This is a genomic window from Variovorax gossypii (assembly GCF_003965815.1).
GTDB classification, from domain to species: Bacteria; Pseudomonadota; Gammaproteobacteria; order Burkholderiales; family Burkholderiaceae_C; genus Variovorax; species Variovorax gossypii.
In genome coordinates this window covers 14678-40085 of the sequence record NZ_RXOE01000011.1, presented here as the reverse complement: position 1 = coordinate 40085, position 25408 = coordinate 14678, and the positions used below count along the sequence as shown (strand labels likewise).

Here is a 25408-nt window from a genome sequence, read left to right as displayed (position 1 = left end):
CTGTTCTCCAAAGTTCTGATTGCCAACCGCGGCGAGATCGCGGTGCGCCTGGTGCGCGCGCTGCGCGACCTGGGCATCGCCAGCGTGGCGGTGCATGCGCGCGACGACGCGGCGGCGCTGCACGTGCAGCTGGCCGACACGGCCGTTGCGCTCGACGCGACGGGGCCTTCTGCGTACCTCGACATCGCGGCGCTGATCGCCGTGGCGAAGGCCCGGGGCTGCGATGCGGTGCATCCCGGCTACGGCTTTCTCAGCGAGCGCGCCGATTTCGCGCAGGCCTGCGCGGATGCCGGCCTGACCTTCATCGGCCCAACGCCCGGGCAGCTCGAGCTCTTCGGCGACAAGGCGCGCGCGCGCGAGCTGGCCGCGCAGTGCGACGTGCCGGTGATGCCCGGCAGCGCCGGCGCCGTGACGCTCGCGCAGGCGCAGGCCTTCTTCGCCGAGCAGCATGCACAAGGTGCCGGCGTGATGGTGAAGGCCATCGGCGGCGGTGGCGGGCGCGGCATGCGCGCGGTGCTGAACGCGGAGGTTCTGCCCGAGGCGCACGCGCGTTGCATGTCGGAGGCCAAGGCCGCCTTCGGCATCGAGGGCGTGTACGTCGAGCGGCTGATGCGCAATGCGCGGCACATCGAGGTGCAGGTGCTGGGCGACGGCAAGGCTGTCGCCAGCCTCGGCGAGCGCGAGTGCACGCTGCAGCGGCGCTTCCAGAAGCTGGTGGAGATCGCGCCCAGCCCATCGCTGCCCGAAGCCTTGCGCGCGCAGGTCACGCAGGCGGCGCTGCGCATGGCGAAGGCGGTGGGCTATCGGGGCCTCGGCACCTTCGAGTTTCTCGTCGACGCGGCATCGGCGACGCTGCCCTTCGTCTTCATCGAGGCGAACCCGCGCCTGCAGGTCGAGCACACGGTGACGGAGGCCGTGACGGGGCTCGATCTGGTGCAGCTGCAGATCGCCGTCGCTGCCGGCCAGTCGCTGGGCGAGCTCGGCGTGGAGCCCGATCGCACGGCGGCGCAGCGCGGCTTCGCGGTGCAGTGGCGCATCAATGCCGAGACGCTCGACGCGCAGGGCAATGCCCGTCCTTCGGGCGGCACGCTCGCGCGCTTCGATTTGCCGGCCGGCCCCGGCGTGCGCGTGGACACGCACGGCTACGCGGGCCTCGCGCCATCGCCGCACTACGACACGCTGCTGGCCAAGCTCATCGTGCACTCGCCATCGCCGCGCTTCGAGGACGCGCTGCGCCGCTCGCTGCGCGCGCTGGACGAATGCCACATCGACGGCATCGCCACCAACCTGCCGCTGCTGCGTGCCATCGCGGCGCGGCCCGAGTTCGCGACGCAGGCGGTGCACACGCGCTTCGTGGAGGCGCACCTGGGCGATCTGCTCGCTGCCGCAACCGCCTTCGAAAAGCAGGCGAGGAAGACGGTGCAGACACCGGCGGAATCGTCGCCTGTTGCCGATGACGACGGATCGGACGAACTCACCGTCAAGGCCCCGATGTCCGCGCGCCTCGTGCAGTTCGAGGTCGAGGTGGGCGACGTGCTGCCTGTCGGCGCGCAGCTCGGCGTGCTCGAGGCCATGAAGATGGAGCACCTGCTGCACGCGCCCGTGGCCGGCCGCGTGGTCGCCCTGCTGGCCGCGCCGGGCGACTATCTCGTCGAGGGGCAGTCGCTGGTGCAGCTCGAAGCCGTCGACGCGCAGGCGGTGCAGGCGGAAGCCCGCGCCGAGCAAGACCTGGATGCGATCCGCCCCGACCTGCGGAAGGTGATCGACCGCCACGCCTACACGCTCGATGCCAACCGCAAGACGGCGGTCGACAAGCGCCACGCGCAGGGCGGGCGCACCGCGCGCGAGAACATCGCCGACCTGTGCGACACGGCGTCCGATCCCGGCAACTTCATCGAGTACGGCGCGCTCGCCATCGCCGCGCAGACGCGCCGCCGCTCGCTGGAAGACCTGATTGTCAACACGCCCGCCGACGGCATGGTCACGGGGCTGGGCAGCATCAACGCGAAGCAGTTCGGCCCCGAGGCCTCGCGCTGCGCGGTGCTGGCCTACGACTACACCGTGCTGGCCGGCACGCAGGGCATGCGCAACCACCACAAGACCGATCGGCTGCTGGCGGTGGCGCACCAGCTCAGGCTGCCGCTGGTGCTGTTCGCGGAAGGCGGCGGTGGGCGGCCGGGCGACACCGACATGCCCATCGTGGCCGGCCTGAACAACCACACCTTCAGCCAGTTCGCGGCACTGTCGGGCAAGGTGCCCGTGGTGGGCATCGTGCACGGGCGCTGCTTCGCGGGCAACGCGGCGCTGCTGGGCTGCGCCGACGTGATCATCGCCACCAAGGGCAGCAACATCGGCATGAGCGGCCCCGCGATGATCGAGGGCGGCGGGCTCGGCACCTTCGCGCCCGAGCAGATCGGTCCGAGCGGCGTGCAGTCGCGCAACGGCGTTATCGACATCCTGGTGGAAGACGAAGCCGCCGCGGTGGCCGCCGCGAAGCAGTACCTCTCGTACTTCCAGGGCGCGACCACCGATTGGGAGTGCGCCGACCCGCGCACACTGCGCCATGTGGTGCCCGAGAACCGGCTTCGCGTGTACGACGTGCGCGCGGCGATGCGCGGCGTGGCCGACACCGGCTCGCTGCTCGAACTGCGCGCGGGCTTCGGCGCGGGCATCGTCACCGCGCTCGCGCGCATCGAGGGCAGGCCGGTGGGCCTGATGGCCAACAACCCGCATCATCTCGGCGGCGCGATCGACGTGGAGGCGGCCGACAAGTCCGCGCGCTTCATGCAGCTGTGCAACGCGCACGGCCTTCCAATTGTTTCGTTGTGCGACACGCCCGGCTTCATGGTCGGGCCCGACATCGAGGCGCAGGCGCAGGTGCGCCACGTGTGCCGCATGTTCATGGTGGCCTCGCATCTGCGCGTTCCCTTCTTCGCCGTGGTGCTGCGCAAGGGCTACGGACTGGGTGCGCAGGCGATGACGGCCGGCGGCTTCGATGCGCCCGTCTTCACCGTGGCCTGGCCCACCGGCGAATTCGGCGCGATGGGGCTCGAAGGTGCCGTGCGGCTGGGTTTCCGCAAGGAACTGGCCGCGGCTCCCGAGGGCGCCGAGCGCGATGCGCTCTTCAAGAAGCTGGTGGCGCAGCAGTACGAGAACGGCGAGGCGATCCACATGGCGCAGACGCTGGAGATCGACGCGGTGATCGACCCCGCCGAAACACGCACCTGGCTGGTGCGTGGCCTTTCATCGGCCACGAAGGCGCAGGGACCTGCGGTTGCGTATGTAGACACCTGGTAACCGGGCTTTAGACCTCGTCACGCGCGGGGGAACAGTGGCTCCGTACACTGGGCCGCTTTGCGCGCATGAATCTGGTCTCCCGATGGGCAGCCCGCCTCCGCGACGTTGCCGTCGCGCACTGGGTGGCCGCCTTCCTCCTCGCCCTGCTGGCCGTCGGCGTGCAGGCCGTCACGCCCGATGGGCGTCCGCGGCAGCCCGCCGAGGCGCATTGGGTCGCGAGCTGGGCCGTGGCGCCTGTCGAGTTCGCCGAGATGGCCGCGAGCCCGGGAGGCGCCGGCTTCTCGTCGCCGGCGGGCAATGACCTGCGCGGGCAGACGCTTCGCCAGAAGGTGGAGCTGTCGCTCGACGGCGAGCGCATCCGCATCCGCTTTTCCAATCGCTTCGGCAAGACGCCGCTGCGCATCGCCGCCGCGAGCGTGGCGCGCGGCACCGGCGGCGAGGCGTTCTCGCCGACCTCGCTGCACGTGCTGCGTTTCGGCGGCCGCAGCAGCCTCACCATCGCCCCGGGCGCGGATGCATGGAGCGATGGCGTCGACCTTCCGGTGCAGGCGGGGCAGACAGTGGTCGTGAGCGCCTTCTTCGACCGCACCACGCCGTTCGCCACCGCGTCGATGCTGGAGTCGGGCTCGACCTGGGTCACGGCCGGCAATGCCGTGATGACGCCGAAGCTCAGGAACCCGTCGACGCTGGTGCTGAACCAGATCGTGACAGGGCTCGACGTGCTCACCACCAGGTCCATTCGCACTGTCGTGGCATTCGGCGATTCGATCACCGCCGGCAGCACCGAAGCCACCAGCGGTGCCTATCCCGACATGCTGGCCACGCGCCTGCGCGATACGCAACCCGGCGGCCAGGACGTCGCGGTGCTCAACCTCGGCATCGGCGGCAACCGGCTGCTGGCCGACGGCATCGGGCCCAGCGGGCTCTCGCGCTTCGAGCTCGACGCGCTGAAGCAGAGCGGCGTGACGCACGCGATCATCCTGCTGGGCACCAACGACATCGGCCGCGCGATGTTCGCCAAGGTGCCCGGTGCCGAACTGAAGCCGCGCGACATGCCGACGGCCGAGCGCATCACCGAGGGGCTGAAGCAGCTCGTGAAGCAGGCCCGCGCCAAGGGCGTGAAGGTGCTGATCGGCACCGTGCCGCCGTTCAGGAACACGCCCTACTGGAGCGAGGCGAACGAAGTCATGCGCGAGGCCGTGAACCGCTGGATCCGCAGCAGGCAGGACATCGACGGCGTGATCGATTTCGACGCCGCGCTGCGCGATCCGGCCGACCCGCAGGCGCTGAACCCGCTCTACGATTCGGGCGACCACCTGCATCCCAACAAGGCCGGCCATGCAGCGATGGCCACGGCCATAGACCTGCACGAACTGCAGGAGTGAATGCCGGAAAACCTCTGTGAACCTCTGTGAGTGAGCGCTAGCAAGAGCCTAAAAGGCCCCAAAGGCGCGTCACAGCTTTACACAAGACTTCGTGTCTGGCTTACAGGAGGTTCACAAGGGCTGGGCAGCATGAAGGCTCCTCCAACAACTCATGAGGAGTTCTTCATGAAAAAACTCGCATTGGCTCTTTCCGTCGGCGCTGCATCGCTTCTGTCGGTGGGCGCACTGACCGTTCCGACGGCCGTGCAGGCGCAGCCTGTGATCACCATCCAGACGCCGCCGCCTCCGCCGCGCTATGAGCGCGTTCCCCCGCCGCGCCGCGGCTATGTGTGGGCGCCGGGACATTACGAGTGGCGTGGCGGCCGCCACGTGTGGATCGGCGGCGGCTGGGTCCGAGCCCGCCCGGGCTACGCCTACCGTCCGCCGGAGTGGCGCCAGGACGGCGGCCGCTGGGTCTACAACTCGGGTCGCTGGGACCGTGACGGCGACGGCGTGCCGAACCGCTATGACCGCCGGCCGAACAATCCGTATCGCAACTGACGGCAGCGCCTGAAGCACGCATGCCCCCTTTTCAGGGGGCATGTTCGTTTCAGGGCCTGCTGCTCGACGAGGATCCGGGGTTCAGCGGAACACCACCGTGCGATGCCCGTTCAGCAGCACCCGGTGCTCGCTGTGCCACTTCACCGCGCGCGCCAGCACCTGGCTCTCGGTGTCGCGGCCGCGGGCCGTGAGGTCTTCGACCGTGTCGGTGTGGTCCGCGCGGGCCACGTCCTGCTCGATGATCGGGCCTTCGTCGAGGTCGGCCGTCACGTAGTGGGCGGTGGCGCCGATCAGCTTCACGCCGCGGTCGTGGGCCTGGTAGTAGGGCTTGGCGCCCTTGAAGCTGGGCAGGAACGAGTGGTGGATGTTGATCGCGCGGCCCGAGAGGCTGCGGCACAGGTTGTCGCTCAGGATCTGCATGTAGCGCGCAAGCACCACGAGCTCGGCGCCCTCGGCCTCGATGATTTCCAGCTGCTTCGCCTCGGCCTGCGCCTTGGTCGCGGCCGTCAGCGGGATGTGGTGGAAGGGCACGTTGTAGCTGGCGGCCAACTGGTAGAAGTCGCGGTGGTTCGAGATGATGGCGCGCACGTCGATGGCGAGCAGGCCGCTCTTCCAGCGGAACAGCAGGTCGTTCAGGCAGTGGCCTTCCTTGCTGACCATGATCACCGTCTTCATCGGTTCGGCGGCGGCGTGCAGCTGCAGGGTCATGCCGAAGCCTGTGGCGAAGGTCTTCAGTTCCTCGCGCAGCGCGGATTCGCTGTGTGCGCCGCAGGCGAAGCGCACGCGCATGAAGAACAGGCCGGTGTCATGGTCGTTGTACTGGGCCGCCTCCTCGATGTTGGCGCCGCGCTCGAGCAGGAAGCCCGAGACGGCGTGCACGATGCCCGTCCGGTCGGGGCAGGAAAGGTTCAGGATGTAGGCGGGCGTATTCGTCGTCATATCAGTTCAGTTGCTCGATCAACCGGCATGCGGCTCTACCGCCGCGCGCCGATTCCAGGGATACCGCGGAACCGGCTTTGCCGGGCCGCAGGTATCGCCCCCGGCAAGGGGGTCGGCGGCCACACGCAGTGGGCAAGCCTGGGGGTGATCCATATCCAGGGGCGTAATTGTGGCAGGGGTGCCAGAATCGCGATTTTCCCCTCCCAGATACCCCAACCGCAGGAGCGAGACATGGCCTATCAGGACTTCAACATGGACAACCAGTGGTTGCCCTTCACCCCCAACCGTCATTTCCGCAAGGACCCGCGCGTGTTCGTGGCGGCCGACGGCATGGAGTTCACCACCCACGACGGCCGCAAGGTGATCGACGGCATCTCGTCGCTGTGGTGCGTGGGCGCGGGCCACAACCGCAAGCCCATCAACGAGGCGATCAAGCAGCAGCTCGACACGCTCGACTACGCCACCGCCTTCCAGGTGAGCAACGACAAGGCCTTCAAGGCTGCCGAGATGATCGCCTCGCTCGCCCCGGGCGACCTCAACAAGGTGCTCTTCTGCAACTCGGGTTCGGAAGCCGCCGACACCTCGATGAAGGTGGCGCTGGCCTATCATCGCGCGCGCGGCGAGGGCCACCGCAACGTGTTCATCGGCCGCGAGAAGGGCTATCACGGCGTGGGCTTCGGCGGCATGTCGGTGGGCGGCATTCCGGGCAACCGCAAGGTGTTCGGCTCGGCCTTCCTGCCGCGCGTGGACCACATGCGCTTCATCCACGACCCGGTGAACCACGCCTACATCCACAACGAGGAGCCGGTGTGGGCCGAAGACCCGCTGGTCGAGCTCGAGACGCGAATCCTGCCGCTGCACGACCCGAGCAACGTGGCCGCGATCATCGTCGAGCCGGTGGCCGGTTCGGCCGGGTGGTACCTGCCGCCCAAGGGCTACCTCAAGCGCCTGCGCGAAATCTGCGACAAGCACGGCATCCTGCTGATCTTCGACGAGGTCATCACCGGCTTCGGCCGCATGGGCACCAACTTCGCGTCCGACTACTTCGGCGTGGTGCCCGACGTGCTGAACTTCGCCAAGTGCGTGACCAACGGCGTCATTCCGCTGGGCGGCGTGATCTGCCGCGACAAGCTCTACGACGCGATGATGAAGACCGACGCGCCCGAGCACGTGGTCGAGTTCTTCCATGGCTACACCTACTCGGGCCACCCGGTGGCCTGCGCCGCGGCCATCGCCACGCTCGATCTGTTCAAGCAGGAGAACCTGTTCTCGCGCGCCGGCGAGATGGGCAAGGTGTTGGGCGACGCATTCCACAGCACGCTCAAGGGCCTGCCCAACGTGATCAGCATCCGCAGCCTCGGCCTTGCCGCCGCGGTGGAGCTCGCGCCCATCGCGGGCACGCCGGGCAAGCGCGCCTACGAGATCTTCCTCGACTGCTTCCACAAGGGCGCGCTGGTGCGGCCGGCGGGCGACGTGCTGGTGATCGCGCCGCCGTACATCGTGGAGAAGTCGCATATCGACACGCTGGTGAACACGCTGGCCGATTCGATCAAGGCGCACGCCTGAGCGAACGCTGAAAGGGCATCGCACATCGATGTCCGGATACGGCGAGTGAAGGCGGCGGGGAACGCGCAACATCAAGTTGTTCGCGGCCCCCGCCGCCTTCTCCTTTTCGAGGACACGATCATGCTGAAGCTGCAACTGAGCCGTCTCGATTCGCCGCTGGGCGAGCTTCTTCTCGTCACCGACCACGCCGGCGCGATCCATGCGCTGGACTTCGCGGACCATCGCGCCCGCCTGCATCGTCTTCTGCGCCAGCTGCACGAGGACGGGATCGAACTGGCCGAAGGCATCGCTGCACCGCAAGCGGTGGCCGATGCCCTGCGCCGCTACTTCGACGGCGACCTCTCCGCCATCGATGCGCTGCCCGTCGCGACACTGGGCGACGCACTGCAGCGCAAGGTATGGGCCGCGCTGCGCCGCATTCCGGCGGGGCGCACCACCAGCTATGGCGAGCTCGCGAAGCAGCTGGGCTTCGACGATCCGCGTGCGGCCATCGACATCGGCGCGGCCAACGGATCGAACCCGGTCAGCATCGTCGTGCCATGCCATCGCGTGATCGGCAGGAACGGAGAGCTCAAGGGCTATGCGGGTGGCGTCTTCCGCAAGCGGCATCTGCTGCGGCACGAGGGCGCGCTGCCCGATGCCGATGTTGCTCGCGAACAGGCGCCCGCAACCGCAACAGCGATGCAGCAGACGATGCAGCTCGCGTTCTGAACCCGGGCCGGTCGCGCGTCCTTTTTTCCCTTTTTTATTTCTACCGGTTCACGGGATGCCGCCTACCGGTTCCCGGGATACCGGCCATCTCGTCCCGTCCCTAGCATCCCTCCGCGAAACGTAGCACTCGGGAATCCTTCGGGTGCGTCTTGCGGAGAGGGGACGTCATGCAACGCGTATTTCTTTTGGCCGTGGTGTGCGCGCCGCTGGCCGCGTTCGCCAACAACGCCGGCGAGAACGCCGCATGGCAGTTCCAGACCAGCACCGACAAGGTCAACCAGGCCGCGATCCAGGACATGATCCGCAAGCAGAAGAGCGGCTACTACTCTGCACCGGTCTACAACACGACCAACAACATCGGCCGCCAGTACAACTGCAACGTCTCGGCCACTTCGACGGGCAACGACGGCAACAACAGCACGGTCGCGAATTCGCCGAGCACGGCAGGCTCCACTTCCAACGCATCGGGCAACGACAGCCGCACGGCCGTGGGCACGCTCGGCGGCGCGACGGTGGGCACCTCGCAGGCCAACTCGGGCGCGGTCGCATCGGGCATCGTCGGCGGTACCAGCTCACAGGTGCAGGGCGCGGCCAACCAGGCGCTGAACTCGACGCAGGGCAACACCGGCGCGCAGACCGCGAGCGTGGGCGGCAGCTCGGCGTGCGCCTTCGGCGTGCTCAACTGAGCGGGAGCGCGTCATGCAGCATCGCATTCGCCGCACATTCGTTCTCGCAGCCGCCGTCGCCACGCTGGCGCTGGCGGGTTGCGTCTCCGCGCCGCAGCAGCGCTTCGCGCCGAACGAGGCACCCGTTGTGCTCGGCCCCTCGGTGCGCGACAACGTCACGCCGATGGAGGCGGTGCTCGCCTGCTACGCCGACCATATCGCGGCCACGCGGCGCCCGCCCGTCATCATCGGCGTGGGCGACGTGAAGGACTACACGGGCAAATACAGCATCAACGAGGGCAACGCCATCACGCAGGGCGGCGCGCTGATGGTGTATTCGGCGCTCGGCAAGCTCGGCGGCGCGGTGAGCATCGCCGAGCGCTTCGACCCGGTGATCGCCGAGCGCGAGCTTGCGTACGCCGACCGTCGCCAGCTCGGCGACGGCCGCACGCACCAGCTCGGCGGACCCAACGGCGGGCAGAACGTGCCGTGGCTGCCGTACTTCGGCGGCACCATCAACAAGTCCGACTATTTCATCGTCGGCGGCATCACCGAGCTCAACTACAACATCAACTCGGGCGGCGCCGAGTTCGGCGTGAACCAGGTGGGCGTGAAGGCGCGCACCTTCAGCCAGTCGGTGAGCATCGACCTGCGCATCGTCGACACGAAGTCGCTGATGGTGGTGCGCACCGTGAGCCTCACCAAGCAGTTCAACGGCTACGAGGTGGGCCTGAACGTGTTCCGCTTCTTCGGCAGCAAGCTCTACGACGTGGACATCGGCGCCAAGGGCCAGGAGCCGGTGCAGATGGGCGTGCGCGCCGCGCTCGAGGAAGGCGTCGTCCGTCTCATGTCGGCCGTCACGCAGGTGGACTACCGGCCCTGCATGACGATGCGTCCGGGCGGCGGCGAGCCCATTTCGCTCACGCCCGCGGCCGAACTGCGCAAGGTCGACAACCCGGGCGTAGCGACGGCGGGTGGTGCGGCGGTCGCTTCGCCGGTGGCGCAGGGCAGCGTGGCCGTCAACGCGGGTGGCGCCGGTGGCGCGCGCCTCACGGGCACGGCGACGCAGGTGCCTTTCGACTTCGGCGCGACCACGCTGGGCGGCAGCTCGCTCGCGCTCATCGACCAGATCGCCGGCGCCGCCAAGAAGGGCACGACCGACATCGTGCTGGTGGCGCGAGACACCGAGAACTGGGACGCCCGCAAGCGCGACGAGCTCACCGACCAGCGCATCGCGGCCGTCACTTCGGCGCTGGCCAACCGCGGCGTGGCGCCGGGTGCGATCAGCATCACCTGGCGGCCCGATGCGGCCGATACGTCGATCCACCGCGACGGCCCGGGCCTGCAGGAAATCGCCAAGCTGCGCATCGGCAGCCCGGTGGTCAGCGGCGCTGCGCCTTCTTCATCTTCTTCCGACAGCGCCGTCAAGGGCGACTGACCGCTCCGCGCGTTCCGCGCAGCGCGCATCCATCCGTTTTCCGAGCCAGACCGCATCCAACATCCGAGGAGTCATGACATGAAAGCACGCAAGATCCAGAGCCGGGCCGCACGCGCGCCCATGTTCGGCCGCAGCAGCATCGGCACCGCAGTCGCGATGGCGCTGATCGCCGCGGCCTCCGGCGCGCAGGCCGCGGAGACTTCGGTCGACGCCGCCTACAACGGCACCGCCACGGGCACGCCCTCGGTGAATGCGGGCACCACCAACTCTGCGAACGTCAACGCCGCCATCACCGGCGCCACCGTGGGCACAACGTCCACCGGCACGCCGTCGAATCCCAACCCGGTGGCGATCAGCACCAGCGGCAACCTGATCGGTGCGACCGCCACGGGCAACAGCTTCGGCAACGGCATCCAGGCCGCGCCCGGCCTGCCGGTGAACAACGCGGCCACTCTCGGCGTCGCGACCAACACCGGCGTCATCAACAGCAGCGTCACCGGCAGCAAGCTGGCCTCGGAATCGAGCACGCTGCAGACCGGCAGCGTGGTCAACGCCGACAACACCATCTCCGCCGCCACCACGCTCAACAGCGGCAGCTCGATCGTCTCGGGCGCCGCGGCGGTCGCTGCGCCGGCGCAGGCGGGTACCTCGGTGCTGACCTATCCGGCGGGCGCGCCGCTCTTCGACGCCAAGGGCAACATCGTCGTGACCTCGCTGCAGTCGGCCACGGGCACGGGCTCCAGCGCGACGGTGCTGGGCAACATGGTCGACCTGATGCTGACCGCGAACGCGGGCAACACGCTGACCACGGCCGCATCGCTGGAACGCAATTCGATCTCCGCCGTGCTCAAGGCCAACAGCGCCAACAGCACGGCCGAGATCCAGTCGGGCGGCGCGCCGACCTTCGCCGGCTCGGCGGTGGTCGCGAACCTGCAGGCGAACGGCAACGGCATCCTCGCGACGCGCTCGGCCTCCAACACCGGCTCGGTGATCATGGGCATCGTCAGCGGCGCGCCCGCGGGCGGCTCCAACGTGCTGCAGGGCTCGCTGTCGGTGCAGGGCAACGCGATCTCCAGCGCGGCCACGGGCAACGAGGCGCTGGGCGCCACGGCCGGCGTTGCGGGCAACCGCATCCTGATCGACGACGTGAGCGTCGCGGGCACCGGCACGGCCGCCACCGCGGCCAACAACAGCATCCACAACGGCGTGGGCGTGACCAGCAACGTCAACAGCGACCTGGCCATCGTCAACAGCCAGGGCAACCTCGGCGTGACCACTGTCGCCCAGACCACGGGCGCGCAGATCCTGGCCGGCGTGCAGTCGAGCAAGAACAGCCAGGTCACGCTCGCGGACAACAGCATCACGGCGGCCGTCACGGGCAACACGGCCTCCAGCGCCATCGCCACCGGCAAGAACGCGGCCTCGTTCACCGGCACCGCCGCGGTGTCGAACCAGCAGGCCAACTCCAACGCGCCGGTCAGCGCTCTGCTGCTGCCCTCGGTCATCGCGGCGCAGACGGGCGAGTCGCCCGGCACGGGCCAGACCACCGGCAGCACGGTCAGCGTTTCCGACAACACCTCGGCGGCCACCGCGCAGGGCAACCAGATCACGCAGAGCCTCGCGCTGCAGGCCGGCACGGTGGCGCTGGGCACGGGCAACGCCACGCTCACGGGCGGCACGAATTCCGACGGGCGCGTGTCCGCCGGCGGCTCGGCCACGCTCACCAACCTGCAGGGCAACTACGGCAGCGGCGTCGCGGCCACCAGCATCGGCTCGCAGATCTGGCTGGTCGCCAACGGCGGCGGCGCGCCGGTCGCCAACAGCACGCTGGTGCTGGACGACAACCGGCAGGAAGCCGTGGCGCTGGGCAGCGGCGCCACCAACACGCTCACGCTCTCGGGCAACTCGGTGGGCACGGGCGCGGGCATCGCGAGCGCGCAGATGAACGACGCGAATTCCGCCGTCGGCGCGGGGCTGTCGAACCCCGAGGCGCGCCTCCTGGTGAACGGCAACCTCAGCGGGGGCTCGGCCGCGCTCACCGACAACCTGCAGCGTGCCATCGCCTACGGCAACTCGGCCGCCAACACGCTGGGCGTGAGCGCAGGCAACCTCGCGGCCGCACCCGGCCTGGGCATCACGCCGGCATCGAGCGTCACGGTCGACCTGCTCGGCGGGCTGCCGTTCAGCAACTCGGCCGGCGCGCTGCCGACGGTGAGCGCCGCCTACGGCGTGCTGAACGACCAGTCGGTGCAGGCGAACGTCAACTCCGCGGCCACCGGCGCCAACACCTTCGCGGCCGCGGTCGCGGGCAACGTCTCCGCCGCCAGCGTCGCGAACAGCGGCAACGCCTTCGTCGCCGCCGCCTACGGCAACGACGCCGCCAGTGGCGTGACGCTCAATATCAACAACCTGAGCGGCGCGAATGCCTCGGTGGCCAACGTCACCAACACGCAGGCGGTGGCGGGCGCGGGCACCGGCGTCTCGGCCATCGCGGCCGGTGGCGTGGTGGCCGGCACCACGGTCACGGGCACGCTGGCCGACGGCTCGGTCACCAGCTCGGGCAACACGGCCGAGGCGCTGGCCTACGGCAGCCGTGCCACGGGCAACACGGTGAAGGTGACGGGCAACGACATCGACACCTCCGGCTTCTCGCTGTCGGGCGCGACGCTGACAGGCAACGTGCTCGCCACCAACGCGGCCTTCAGCGTGCAGAACGCGCAATCGGGCCAGGGCTCGGTGTCGGCGCAGCGCAGCGGCGGGCCCGAGGTGAACGTGGTGGTCGGCGGAGCGGTCAGCAACTCGAAGATCGCCGCCACCGGCAACGCCACGCTGGCCGGCGCCACCAGCAACAGCGCCGCCAACGGCGTGGGCATCGATGCCGTCGGCGTCTCGACCACCACCGCGGTGCAGAACCTGCAGCTCACCAGCGCGGTGGTGAGCTCGCTCACCGGCCAGGAAGGCCCGCTGCTGACCAACAAGGACGGCGTGCAGGTGGTGCTGGGCGGCGCGAGCATCCAGGGCTCGCAGGTGACGGTGGACGGCAACTCCGCAGGCGGCTCCGCCACGGGCAATGCCGCGGCCAACCGCATCGACGTGAAGGGCAACACCATCGCGGTGGGCAACGGACTGCCGCTCGGCGGCGCGACCAGCATCGCCGGCATTGCAGGCGCGGTGGCCGACCATGCGCTCTCGAACATCCAGCTCGTGACCAGCCCGACCATCTCTTCCAAGACGGCAGCCGCCTTCGGCGTGGACACGGCGCCCGGCGCGGTGATCGCCGGCTCGACCCTGAGCGCCTCCAACAACACGCAGAGCGCGAAGGCCGTGGCCAACACCGGCAGCAACGCCATCGCGCTCGCGGCCACCGACGTGTCGGCCCGCGCCGCGCTGATGTCGGGGCAGGGCAGCACGGCGGCGGTGGAGGCGCGTTCGTTCATGCAGGCCTTCGCGCCGGCCTCGGTGTCAGGCTCGTCGGTGAAGCTGTCGAACAACGCCAACACGGCGCTGGGCGTGATCAACGACGTGGACAACAAGCTCGCCGTCACGGGCGGCACCTCGGGCTCGCTGCCGGCGCCGGCGCTCATCGCGCAGGGCCCGCTGCCCGGCAACACCATCGCCGCGGGCGACCAGGTGCTGGTGAACCGCCAGTCGGCCGGCACCTCCGTCACCAGCACCGCCGACACCGCGATCTACAACGAGGACCGGCTGGTGGCCGGCAACTCGGGCCTGGTCAACAGCAGCTTCGCAGCCTCGGGCAACACGACGTATTCGGAAGCGTCTGCCAACCGCGCGACCAACGCGGCCTCGCTGGCCGGCGGCGCCTCGCAGTCGGCCAGGACGGCGGTGCTGAACGCGCAGGACAGCAGCGCGGCCGTGACCGCCAACGCCAACAACGCGACGAAGCTCACGCTGACCGGCCCCACCGCGCTCGTCGGCAGCAGCGCGACGCTGGACGGCAACAGCACCATCGCGGCCGCGACCGGCAGCGCAGCCACCAACAGCATCGACGTGAAGAGCGGCGCCATCGCGGGCGGTGCGCCGGCGTCGGCCACCGCGACGGGTGGGCCGGCTTCGTCCGTGGCGGTGTCGGCCGACCATGCGCTGGCGAACGTGCAGGTCGGCTCCGGCGCGGTCTCGGCCACCGCGACGGGCAGCATCGGCATCGACTCGGCGCCGCTGTCCGCAGTCAGTGCCTCGACGCTGGGCGTGACGAACAACAGCCAGAGTGCCAAGGCCGTGGCCAACACGGCGCTCAACAGCGTGACGCTGGCAGGCTCGAATGTGGGTGCGCGCACCGCGCTGCAGTCGAGCCAGGCGGGCACCGCGCCGGTGACGGCATCGTCCACGCAGGAGCTGTTCGCGCCGGCCGGGTCCACGGGCTCGACGGTGCGGCTCTCGGGCAACAGCAACACCGCGCTGGGCGTGATGAACGACGCCTCGAACACGCTGAGCGTGAGCTCGGTCAACACCCTGCCTGCGGGCGCCACCGGCTCGGCCGCGCTCGCCGAGACCGGCAGCGCCGACAACGTGACGGCCACCGGCGACCACGTGCTGTCGAACCGCCAGACGGCCGCATCGACGGTGAGCAGCACCGCCGCCACCTCGATCCACAACGACGACAACGCCGCGCCCACCACGGGGCTGATCAACGGCGCGCTCACGATCTCGGGCAACAGCACCTTCGCCGAGGCCACGGCCAACCGCGCGGCCAACACCGCCACGGTGGCGAGTAGCGCGACGCAGGGCGCCAGCACCGGCATCCTCAACGTGCAGGGCAGCACGGCGGGCGTGACGGCAACTGCCAGCACGGTGGCCAATGCCACGCTGGCGAGCGCGGTGCCGCTCAACGGCAGCAGCGTTTCGCTCGACGGCAACACCACGGCGGCGCTGGCGCGCGGCAACGCGGCGACCAACGTGCTGGAGTCCGGCGCCGGCAGCAGCTACGGCGGCGCGGCCACGGTGGGTACGTCGAGCCTGGTCGGCGTGCCGTTGGCGCTCAACGTGGGCGCCAGCGCGGCGATCCTCAACAGCCAGAACAACGCTGGCGCGGTGACAGCCACCAGCACGGGCACCAGCTACCAGGTGGCGCTCAACGGCACCGGTGCGGGCGTGTCGAACGGCACGGCCGGCGTCACCGGCAACACGCTGGCCGCGCAGGCCTTCGGCAACAGCGCGACCAACCGCGTGACGCAGACGGCGCTGAACACCGGCGCGCCGAGCGCGGCCATCGGCAACTACCAGGTCAACAGCGGCGCGGTGACGGCCACGGTGACGAGCGTGAACTTCGGCGTCGCGGTCTCGGGTCCGGTGGGCAACAGCACGCTGCGCACCACGGGCAACCAGATCACGGCCTCGGCGACGGGCAACTCGGTGGTGTCGACGATCACCTCGCGCTGAGTCTGCGGAATCCTGAAGAAAGAAAAGCCGCGGGCCTTCGGGCCGGCGGCTTTTTTCTCGTGGGGCGCGCGCTCAGGTCTTCGGCTGCGGCCTCGTCTGTTGCTGCTGCTGTCGCTTGAATTCGGCGCAGTAGTCCTTCTCGGGCAAAGGCGGCGTGCGCCAGATGCGGTCGTAGTCGCCCGTGGCGGGGTCTGTCGCCGAAGTGGCCTGCGCGGCCAGCAGCCGCACGGTGGCGACCTTGACCTCGTCGGGCAGGTGCTGCGGCACGCCGAGCGCGCGCACGACGTGGCCGGCACCGGCGATCAGCAGCACCGTCTGGCCCGGCTTCCTCGCCTTGACGACGGCCTGCGCCATTGCGCGGTCGCGGCCGACCTGGATGCGCGTCATGGGAACGATCTGCGACTCGGGAAGCATCCTGCAGTGGCCCTCGCGCACGGCGTCCTGCTGCGCGGCGTAGGCCTCGCCGTTGAGCTGCACGTCGAGCGAGACGTCGGCCATGGCGTCCTTCATGCGGGCGCGCGGCAGGTTGGCGCCGACCACGGGCACGCCCGCGCGCACGGCGGCCATCACGGCGGGGCCGTAGCTGGCCCAGGGCCAGGCCTTGTCGCTCCAGTCGAGGGCGGCCTGCACCTGCGCCTCGGTGGCGGTGCGGGCGAGCTGCGCGGTGCTGCGGCCTTCCTCGGCCATCTCCAGCGCCAGCGCGGCGAGATGTCCGCGCTCGGCCAGCGCCTCGACCGCCTCGCGCTCGATGACGTGGTGCTCGGGGGCGTCGTGCTGCTCGCCGAGCAGCAGTGCGTCCACCGGCTGCAGCGCCGCGACGCGGCGGGCGATGGGGGCATCAGGCGCGTCGGCGGCGCCGGAAGAAGAAAAGGAAAGCGCGGTGCAGCCCGTCGTGAACGCGGTGGCGGCGAACAGAGGCGGCAGCAGGAAGCGTGAAGCCCGGGCGGGCCAGTAAGGAAGAGGCATCGCGCCATACTATGCCCTCGGCGCGCGCACGCGGTGCCGTCCGCCGCCGCTTTTCCCTGTCGTCCCTTCCTCCGGTCCGTGTCTTCCCGTTATCCCGTTCGCGTACTGGCCACGCTGTTGCTGGCGCTCGCTGCCGCGTGCGCGTGCCTGGCCCTGCACACGCCGCTGCCCTGGATGATCGGCCCGCTGCTCGCGGTGTCGCTGGCCTCCATCGCCGGCGCGCCCACCGCGAGCTACACGCCGCTGCGCAACGCGGGGCAATGGACCATCGGCACGGCGCTCGGGCTGTACTTCACGCCGCACGTGGTGGGGCTGGTGGCCAGCGTGTGGTGGGCGATCGTGCTGGCCATTGCCTGGGCGCTGCTGCTGGGCGTGGGCTTCGGCCGCTGGCTGCATTCCATGCACGCGTCGCGCATGCCGCAGGTGCCGGCGAAGTCGATGAGAGCCACGACTTACTTCTCGGGTGCCATCGGCGGTGCCTCGGAAATGACCCTGATGGCCGAGTCGGCCGGCGCGCGCACCGACCTGGTGGCCGCGGCGCACAGCCTGCGGCTGGTGGTGGTGACGGTGACGATCCCCTTCGCGATGCAGTGGAGCGGGCTGCACGGGCTCGAGATCAACCCGCCCGGCGTGCGCGAGGTGAACCCCGGCGGCCTCGCGCTGCTGGCGGCGGCGACCGGCATCGGCGGCCTGGCGATGCGCGCGTTGAAGCGCACCAATCCGTGGTTCATCGGGCCGCTGCTGGTGGCGATGGGCTTCACGATGGCGGGCCAGTCGCTGTCGGCCGTGCCCACGTGGATGTCGAACACGGCGCAGCTGGTGATCGCGGTGAGCCTGGGCGTGCGCTTCAGCCGCGAGTTCCTGCACACGGCGCCGCGCTGGCTGGGCTCGGTGGTGTTGGGCACCTTCGGCATGCTGCTGCTGTGCGCCGCCGTGGCCTGGCTGCTGGCCTGGGCGACCGGGCTGCATCCGGCCACGATGATCCTGGGCACCTCGCCGGGCGGCATCGCCGAGATGTCGATCACGGCCAAGGTGCTGCAGCTGGGCGTGCCGGTGGTCACGGCCTTCCAGGTCTGCCGGCTGGTGGCGGTGCTGCTGATCGTGGGGCCGATGTTCCGGTGGATCTATCGCTGAGGGCGGGCGCCCGGCGAAGAAGCAGAAAGCAGCAAGGAGCGCCCGCGGGGCGCTTTTTCTTTGCCCGTTCGCAGGCTTCGGTTACTTCCGAGACTTTTTCCTCACACGCTGCTAATTGTTTCCTAACTCTTTAGGTTTACTGCGCCCGTCGCTGGCCAGTCATACCAAAGACCACATTCGGCTTGCGATCCAGGGCCGGACACCCGTCCGGCGGTTCTTTCCAACATCTACTGTTCCGAGGGCGAAGCATGAATATCCCGAGACTTGGTGGCGCCATCGCCACGATGACGGCCGTCGTGGCGCTTGCAGTGCTGCCGCTGCAGTCCGCGCAGGCGACGACGGCGACCACGACCTTCAAGGTGACGGCAACGGTGCTGAGCTCCTGCGCCATGTCCACGCCCGATACGCTCGCCTTCGGCAGCTTCACGCCGGGCACGGCCCTCACCGGCAGCACCGCGTTCACCGTGCAGTGCACCTACGGCACGACCTACTCGCTGGGCATGAGCGGAGGCACCAGCGGCTCGGTGACGGCACGCACCATGACCAGCGCCACCGCGACCAGCGGCTACAACAGCCTGTCGTACGGCCTCTACAAGGACTCGACCTACGCGACCAACTGGAGCAACAGCACCACCGGCACCGACTACACCGGCACCGGATCGGCCGTGACCTACACGGTCTACGGCAAGATCCCGGCCGCCCAGTACGCAGTGGCGCCCGCCACGGACTATACCGACACCATCACCCTGACGCTCACCTACTGAGCGTCGCGGATCGTGCTCGTCGATCGGCTCATGCGCCATCTCGCCGGCAGCATCGGGATGTCGCGCGCGGCGGCCATCGCGCTCGCAGCCGCGATGGCCGGCTCCTTCGATGCCGGCGCCGCCAGCATCCAGATCGCGCCGGTGCGCGTGGTGCTGCAGCCCGGCCGGCCGGTGGCCTCCCTGACCGTGACCAACGACGGCGCGAGCGAGATCCCGATGCAGGCCGAGGTCATGAGCTGGTCGCAGAAGGACGGGCAGGACGTGTATGCGCCGACGCGCGAGGTGCTGGTCAATCCGGCCATCTTCCGGATTCCGCCCAATGGCCGGCAGATCGTGCGCCTCGGCCTGCAGGTGGGCGCGCTGGCCGACGCCGAACGCAGCTACCGGATCTTCCTTAGACAGCTGCCGCGCGACAAGGCGCTTCCCGCGGCCGATGGCGGCGGCGGCGAAGCGCCCGGGGCCGGCCCCGAACTGCAGACCCTGCTGCAGCTGGTGCTGCCGATCTTCGTGCCTCCTTCGACGCCTGCCGGCACGCCTTCGGCGACCTGGCGCCTGGACGCGCCGGTTGCCACGTCCGCACCTCCGTCCGCGCCCACGCTGGCCGTCGACAACCTGGGGCGCGAGCATCTGCAGTTCACGCAAGTCACCGTGCGCCAGGCGGATGGCAAGGAGCTGCTGCGCCAGCGGATGTCGGTCTACGTGCTGCCGCGGCAGGGCGCCCGGTTGTCGGTGCCGCTGCCTTCGCTGCCGCCGGGCACGAGTCTGCAGTTCGAGGCGCAGACGGATTCCGACGTGCCGCTGCCCCCGGTCTTCCTGCAGGTGCCAGGTGCGGCTGCCGTGGCTCGCTAGGCTGCTGCCGGCCTGCGCTGCCTGCTGCTTCTGCGGTTGCTTGATGGCGATGCAGGCCCGGGCGGCGGACGATGCGGCGCCCGCTGCGCTGATCGTCGACGTGGAGGTCAACGGCGCGGCGCAGGGGGCCGCGCTTTCGGCGCTGCGGCAGGGCGGCCGGCTGCTCTTCAGCCGCGCAGACCTGCAGGCATGGCGCGTCGTCGTTCCCGATCGCACGGCGGCAGTGGTCGATGGGGTGGACTACTACGACCTCGCCGCGTTGCCGGACGGCAGCGTGACGCTCGAGGAAAGCACGCAGACGGCGCGCGTGAGCCTGCCGGCGACGGCCTTCGTGGCAAACGCGCTCGCAGGCAAGGCTGCGGGCCGGCCTGCGCTGACGCCGTCGGTCAATGCCGCCTTCGTCAACTACAGCGTCGCGCTGCAGCATGACCGCAACGGCACGGCCGCGTCGGGGCTGCTCGACGGCACGGTGTCCGGCCATTGGGGACTGCTGGCGAACAGCGTGCTTGTCGGGCAGACGGCCTACCAGGATGCGGCGGGTGTTTCGTCGCTCGCGCGGACGGTCCGGCTCGAGAGCTACTACCGCCTCGACGACCCCGACAGCCTCACGCGGCTGACAGTCGGCGACGCCATCACGCAGAACGCCGCGTGGTCCACGCCGTCGCGCTTCGCCGGATTGCAGTTCGGCACCCAGTTCGGGCTGAGCCCCGGCTACATCAGCTATCCCGTGCCTTCTCTCACGGGCGGGGCGGCCGTGGCGTCGACGCTCGAGGCTTACGTCAACAACACGCTGCACTACCAGGGGCAGGTCGCTTCAGGCCCCTTCTCGCTGAACAACGTGCCGGTGCTCACTGGCGCGGGCGAGATGAGCTTCTCGGTGTCTGACGCACTGGGCGTGCGGCGCACCGTCACCACGCCCTACTACGTGAGCACGAACCTGCTGCGCGCGGGCCTGTCGGACTACTCGGTCAACCTCGGATGGAGCCGCCGGAACTACGGTCTTCGCAGCAACGACTACGGCAGCATGTTCGCCGCCGGCAACTGGCGCCGCGGTCTCAGCGACACGGCCACGCTGGAACTGCATGGCGAGGGTGGTCCACGGCTTCAGGTCGCCGGCGCCGGCCTGACCTGGGTGTGGGCGCCTTTGGGAGAGTTCGGCATGCACGGCGCGACCAGTCGTTCGCAGGACACGGGCAGCGGAAGGCTGGCGCGTGTCTCGTTCGCGCACATCGCCCCGGAGTGGAGCTTCTCGGCCAGCCGGCAGACGGCGAGCGCGGGCTTCATGCAGGTCGCCTGGCTTGACAGCCAGACGCACACCACGGGACAGGCCCAGTTGTTCGTGGGCCGTTCCCTCGGCCGCCGCCTCGGCAGCCTGGGGCTGGCCTATACGGCACTGCGCTACAGCAGCGGCGACGAGGCGAAGGTGCTGTCGCTCAACCATTCCATCCAGCTCGGCGCCGTGTACCTGAATACCTACGTGGCGCGCACCGATTCAGGGGCCACCGCAGCGAGCCGGCAGCGCGTGGCCTCGGTCGGGCTGATGTTGACCCTGCCGCTGGGCGAGCGGCAGACCGCGTCGGCCACGATGGGCCGGAACAACGGCAGGACCACCACCACGATCGACGTGAGCCAGACGCCGCCGAGCGACGAGGGCCTGGGTTGGCGCGTGGTCGCCTCGCACGGCGAAACCGAGCGCGCGCAGGCCGAGGCGACCTGGCGCACGCCCTATGCGACGTTCACCGCGCAGGCCGTCGAGCTCGACAAGGAAACCAGCGCAAGAGTCCTGGCCGAAGGCTCGCTGGGCTATGCGTCGGGCATGTTCTTCGCGGCGCAGTCGTCCAGCGACGGCTTCGCGCTGGTGACGGTGCCCGGTGCAGCCGGCATCAGGATCTACCGGGAGAACAACCTGGCGACGACCACCGATGGGGAAGGGCGCGCGCTGGTGACGGGACTGCACGCCTACGAGGCGAACAGGATCAGCGTGGACAACGGCGACCTGCCGATCTCGGCGCAGGTGCACTCCGACGTGCTGCAAGTGGTGCCCTCGTACAAGGGCGTTGCAGTGGCCACCTTCGACATCTCGCGCGATGCGAGCGTCACCATGCGAGTCCTGCTGCCCGACGGCTCGCCGCTGCCGGCGGGCATCGATGTCGTGGGAGAGAACCGCGCCGCGCCGCTGATCACGGGCTACGGCGGCGCGCTGCAGCTCGACCGGCCCCGCGCGGGCGAACGCTTCGAGGCGAGATGGCGCGGCGGACGTTGCAGCTTCACGGTCGGCCCCGTCTCCACCGCCGGCACCTTGCCACAGATCGGACCCTACACATGCGAAACAGGAACGCCCGCGTCATCGGTCTCGGCGCGCTGATCGGCGTGCTATCCCTGTGTGCCGCACCGGCGCACGCGACATGTTCGGGCTCGGGATTGGGAACGCTGAACTGCTCGGCCACCGTCAGCGCGACGGCCATGAGCTTCGGCAGCTACAGCGCGGGGACGTCGAGCGCCACGACCACGAGCAGCACCATCACGGTGACAGCCACTTTCTCGGGGCGCATCCTCGGGACCGACACCCTGAGCTATACGTTGAGCCTGAGCGCGGGAAACTCGGGAACGACCGCGAGCCGCTACATGAGCTACGGCTCCCGCACCCTGAGCTACAACCTCTACACCAGCTCGGGCTATGGAACGGTGTGGGCGACGGATACGGTGTCGGGCAGCGCTTCGGTATCGGTCGGGTTCAATGGGAATGCCAGCGCGAGCACCACGCACACCGTCTACGGACGCATACCCGCCGGCCAGTACACGGCCGCACCGGGCAGCTATTCCGACACCATCACGGTGACCGTGACCTACTGAGGCTTGCGTGTCGCGTGTTGCGGTTTTCGGTGGGGGCTCAGTGCACCAGGACCGGGGTGTGCGCCAGTTCGGCGTAGCCCTCGAGCGTGTCTTCGACTTCTTCCTGGGTAGGGGTGTTGAGCTGCCATGCGGCGATCTGCTGCTGGAACAGTTCCGCCCATGAGCCATCGAGGTAGACCTCCTTGCCCGAACGCTTGTCCACGATCTCGAAGCCGTGGCGCTCCAGAACCGGCATGTTCGGCTGCGCGGGCGCGTCGCCCTCGTTGGGCTGTACGTGCACGACGACGAAAGACTCCGAGTCATAAAGCATGTTCATGGCGGGCCCTGTGAGAATGTCGATGGCGTTCATGGGGGTTAGATAGCAATCAACGCGCCAGTTTCAAGATAGGTTGTCTATTTGTAAAACCAACAGGCTAATTGGCATATCTCCAGTCCCTTTTGCTCCGTTGGTGTGACTTTCTCCTCAATTTGACGAGCCCGCAGGCAGGGGTTTGCGCAATTGCGCGTCAGCGAAGTCCCCGTTGGTCTCCGTCTGCTTGATGCGCACGGGAAGGTAGCCGTACGCTGGCGCAAGCCAGAGCTCCAGTTTTCTATCGAAATCCCGGCGTGGGTCGCGCGTGAGCTTGCGGGCGACGTACTCGCCGGCCGGGAGGCTGAGCTTTTCCTCCTCGCCGACCACGAAGACCCAGACATCGGCGTCCTTGGGGCCCACGGTCTGCACCGAGATCTTGGTGCCGGCCGGATAGCGCTCCGGGCTGGCGGCCAGCAGGCCGCCGAGCTGCATCATCACGCTCATGCGGTCCTGGGCGCCGGCCAGCAGGGGCACCGGAGGCGCGTTGTTGCTGAACACGACCTGCCCCCGGTCGCGCGCGAAATGCGAGGCCACCTCGGACTTGCGGCTCTCGGAATACCGCTCCGGCTCCAGGCCGGAAGGGCCGATCCGCCCGGTGCTGTGCCAGTTCAGCAGCGTGAAGAACACCGCCTTGAGCGTCAGCCGTCCGTCGTAGCGGCTGCCGTCCTGCAGCCAGACCAGCTCGCCGAACACGCCGCGCTGCGGGGAGGCCCCTGACTGACCGGTGGCTTCGAAATCGAGCGTGACCGAGCCCGGGATCTTCATCGCCTGGGTGCCCGCGATGGTGCCCGAGCCTTCGCCGCCGGCGGCTGCCGCGGTGCCGGTTCCGGTGCCGCCGGCGGGAGAGGTCGGGCCCGCCGGCGCGCTGGCCGCCGCTTCCGGCGACGTCGCTCCTGAATCGGTAGCGGCCTGGGCCGTCAGGTCGGGCGTTTCCGGGGCGGGATTCGTGGGGGTGTCGGGTTCCGGCGTCGGCGCGACGGCTGCCGGGGCCGGCTTCGGCCTGGGCGCCGTGGGCTCGCGCGGGCGTCGCGGCTTGGGCGGCGGCGCGGGCTTGGCCTGGGCCGGTGCGGCGGCAGGCGCGGGTGCTTCCGAGGCCGGCGGTGCGATGACGATGGTTCGCGTGCTGAACTTGCTCGCCAGCGGCGAAGGCTCCGGCCCGATGGCCATCGGCGCCACCCCGAGCAGCACCACGTGGACCAGCGCCACGAGCAGCGTCAGCCCGATCAGCGCGCGCCACGACGGACGCTCGGGCAGGCCTGCAGGCAACTGGGAAGAAGGGGCGACGAGCGTCGGCATCGTTGTGTGGAGTGAGGCGCCGGCCCGGAGGTTCACGAAGACCACCTCGGTAAACTGCCGCCCGTCCAACCAGTTTAAGTGGGAGCGGCGCCCGGTCCGTGCCGGCGCCGCGTCCCCGTCCTTCCTCCCAGCAAGCACGCACCGCATCATGAAACTCGCCACCCTGAAGGACGGCTCGCGCGACGGCCAGCTCGTCGTCGTATCGCGCGACCTCACGCTCGCCCACTACGCCACCGGCATCGCCAACCGGCTGCAGCAGGTGCTGGACGACTGGGGCTTCATGAGCCCGCAGCTGCAGGACCTGTACGCCAGTCTCAACGCCGGCCGCGCGCGCCACGCCTTTCCCTTCGATCCGTCGATGTGCATGGCTCCGCTGCCGCGCGCCTACCAGTGGGCCGACGGCTCGGCGTACATCAACCACGTCGAGCTGGTGCGCAAGGCGCGCAACGCCGAGGTGCCCGAGAGCTTCTACACCGACCCGCTGATGTACCAGGGCGGCAGCGACGACTTCCTCGGCCCGACCGACGACGTGGTCGTGCCCAGCGAGGCCATGGGCATCGACTTCGAGGCCGAGATCGCGGTCGTCACCGGCGACGTGCGCATGGGCGCCACGCCCGAGCAGGCGCTGGAGGGCATCCGCCTCGTGATGCTGGCCAACGACGTGAGCCTGCGCAACCTCATCCCGGCCGAGCTGGCCAAGGGCTTCGGCTTCTTCCAGAGCAAGCCCGCCACCGCTTTCAGCCCCGTGGCCGTGACGCTCGACGAGCTCGGCGAGGCCTGGCAGCAAGGCCGCGTGCACCTCGCGCTGCAAAGCAGCTGGAACGGCCGCAAGGTCGGCATGTGCGACGCCGGCCCGGAGATGACCTTCCACTTCGGCCAGCTCATCGCCCACATCGCCAAGACGCGCAACGTGCGCGCCGGCAGCATCGTGGGCAGCGGCACCGTGAGCAACAAGGGCGTGGAGAAGAACGGCCACATGGACTGGCCCAAGGGCTACTCGTGCATCGCCGAGAAGCGCTGCATCGAGACCATCCAGACCGGCCAGCCCTACACCGACTTCATGAAGTTCGGCGACACCATCCGCATCGAGATGAAGGGGCTGGACGGGCGCTCGCTGTTCGGTGCGATCGACCAGGAGATCGTGTCCACCGCCGGCCGTCCGAAGGAAGCGCCGGTGTCGCTGGTGAAGCCGCAGCAGGCCGGGGAAGTCGGCGACGAGGCGCCGCAGGCGGAAGAGGCCTCGGAAGACTGAGGCT

Annotated in this window: 18 protein-coding genes; 14 read left to right on the top strand and 4 right to left on the bottom strand. The window is 69.5% G+C overall.

Annotation, left to right across the window (positions count from 1 at the left end):
- The 3 genes from EJP69_RS27655 (at window position 1) to EJP69_RS27645 (ending at window position 5222) form a co-directional block, all read left to right on the top strand.
- Window positions 1-3297 carry a carboxyl transferase domain-containing protein gene (locus EJP69_RS27655; RefSeq protein ID WP_126473674.1) on the top strand — a complete coding sequence of 1099 codons (3297 nt, stop codon included), beginning with the start codon at window positions 1-3 and terminating at the stop codon, window positions 3295-3297.
- Window positions 3298-3362: 65 nt separating this feature from the next.
- On the top strand, window positions 3363-4682 hold the full coding sequence (locus EJP69_RS27650; RefSeq protein WP_177213730.1) for an SGNH/GDSL hydrolase family protein: 1320 nt from the start codon (window positions 3363-3365) through the stop codon (window positions 4680-4682).
- 165 nt (window positions 4683-4847) lie between these two features.
- Window positions 4848-5222 (top strand): YXWGXW repeat-containing protein, encoded by a 375-nt coding sequence (locus EJP69_RS27645; protein WP_093206457.1) that lies wholly within the window; start codon window positions 4848-4850, stop codon window positions 5220-5222.
- A gap of 81 nt (window positions 5223-5303) precedes the next feature.
- Here EJP69_RS27645 and purU read toward each other — a convergent pair whose 3' ends face one another.
- A complete protein-coding gene (gene purU / locus EJP69_RS27640) occupies window positions 5304-6161 on the bottom strand; it encodes a formyltetrahydrofolate deformylase (RefSeq protein ID WP_126473540.1) in 858 nt (285 codons plus the stop codon).
- A gap of 231 nt (window positions 6162-6392) precedes the next feature.
- Here purU and aptA point away from each other — a divergent pair, with 231 nt between their 5' ends.
- The 5 genes from aptA (at window position 6393) to EJP69_RS27615 (ending at window position 15938) form a co-directional block, all read left to right on the top strand.
- Window positions 6393-7727: an omega-aminotransferase AptA gene (gene aptA, locus EJP69_RS27635; protein ID WP_126473538.1), complete on the top strand. Its 1335-nt coding sequence runs from the start codon at window positions 6393-6395 to the stop codon at window positions 7725-7727.
- A 120-nt stretch (window positions 7728-7847) separates the two neighbouring features.
- Window positions 7848-8438 carry a methylated-DNA--[protein]-cysteine S-methyltransferase gene (locus EJP69_RS27630; protein WP_126473536.1) on the top strand — a complete coding sequence of 197 codons (591 nt, stop codon included), beginning with the start codon at window positions 7848-7850 and terminating at the stop codon, window positions 8436-8438.
- 167 nt (window positions 8439-8605) lie between these two features.
- Window positions 8606-9124: a hypothetical protein gene (locus EJP69_RS27625; protein ID WP_126473535.1), complete on the top strand. Its 519-nt coding sequence runs from the start codon at window positions 8606-8608 to the stop codon at window positions 9122-9124.
- A gap of 13 nt (window positions 9125-9137) precedes the next feature.
- A complete protein-coding gene (locus tag EJP69_RS27620) occupies window positions 9138-10541 on the top strand; it encodes a CsgG/HfaB family protein (protein WP_126473534.1) in 1404 nt (467 codons plus the stop codon).
- Between the two features lie 78 nt (window positions 10542-10619).
- A complete protein-coding gene (locus EJP69_RS27615) occupies window positions 10620-15938 on the top strand; it encodes a beta strand repeat-containing protein (protein WP_126473532.1) in 5319 nt (1772 codons plus the stop codon).
- Between the two features lie 72 nt (window positions 15939-16010).
- On the opposite strand, the gene EJP69_RS27610 is transcribed toward EJP69_RS27615, so the two are convergent.
- A complete protein-coding gene (locus EJP69_RS27610) occupies window positions 16011-16904 on the bottom strand; it encodes a ChaN family lipoprotein (RefSeq protein ID WP_126473530.1) in 894 nt (297 codons plus the stop codon).
- A gap of 78 nt (window positions 16905-16982) precedes the next feature.
- On the opposite strand from EJP69_RS27610, the gene EJP69_RS27605 reads away from it, so the two are divergent.
- The 5 genes from EJP69_RS27605 to EJP69_RS27585 all read left to right on the top strand — a co-directional run bounded on the left by EJP69_RS27605 (window position 16983) and on the right by EJP69_RS27585 (window position 22504).
- Window positions 16983-18038 (top strand): AbrB family transcriptional regulator, encoded by a 1056-nt coding sequence (locus EJP69_RS27605; protein WP_093206464.1) that lies wholly within the window; start codon window positions 16983-16985, stop codon window positions 18036-18038.
- Between the two features lie 248 nt (window positions 18039-18286).
- On the top strand, window positions 18287-18802 hold the full coding sequence (locus EJP69_RS27600; RefSeq protein WP_093206465.1) for a Csu type fimbrial protein: 516 nt from the start codon (window positions 18287-18289) through the stop codon (window positions 18800-18802).
- 30 nt (window positions 18803-18832) lie between these two features.
- Entirely contained in the window at window positions 18833-19651 is an 819-nt protein-coding gene (locus tag EJP69_RS27595; protein WP_126473528.1) for a fimbrial biogenesis chaperone, read from the top strand.
- Between the two features lie 43 nt (window positions 19652-19694).
- Entirely contained in the window at window positions 19695-22016 is a 2322-nt protein-coding gene (locus EJP69_RS27590; protein WP_170217243.1) for a fimbria/pilus outer membrane usher protein, read from the top strand.
- Complete coding sequence (locus EJP69_RS27585; RefSeq protein WP_170217242.1) at window positions 21974-22504, top strand: spore coat protein U domain-containing protein; 531 nt, start codon at window positions 21974-21976, stop codon at window positions 22502-22504. Before EJP69_RS27590 ends, EJP69_RS27585 begins: the two co-directional genes overlap by 43 nt.
- A 37-nt stretch (window positions 22505-22541) precedes the next feature.
- On the opposite strand, the gene EJP69_RS27580 is transcribed toward EJP69_RS27585, so the two are convergent.
- A complete protein-coding gene (locus EJP69_RS27580; RefSeq protein ID WP_093206469.1) occupies window positions 22542-22853 on the bottom strand; it encodes a BTH_I0359 family protein in 312 nt (103 codons plus the stop codon).
- Between the two features lie 114 nt (window positions 22854-22967).
- Entirely contained in the window at window positions 22968-24152 is a 1185-nt protein-coding gene (locus EJP69_RS27575; protein WP_126473522.1) for a DUF3108 domain-containing protein, read from the bottom strand.
- 148 nt (window positions 24153-24300) lie between these two features.
- Between EJP69_RS27575 and EJP69_RS27570 the strand changes: the two genes are divergently transcribed.
- Entirely contained in the window at window positions 24301-25404 is a 1104-nt protein-coding gene (locus tag EJP69_RS27570) for a fumarylacetoacetate hydrolase family protein (RefSeq protein ID WP_093206471.1), read from the top strand.
- Window positions 25405-25408 lie beyond the last annotated feature (4 nt).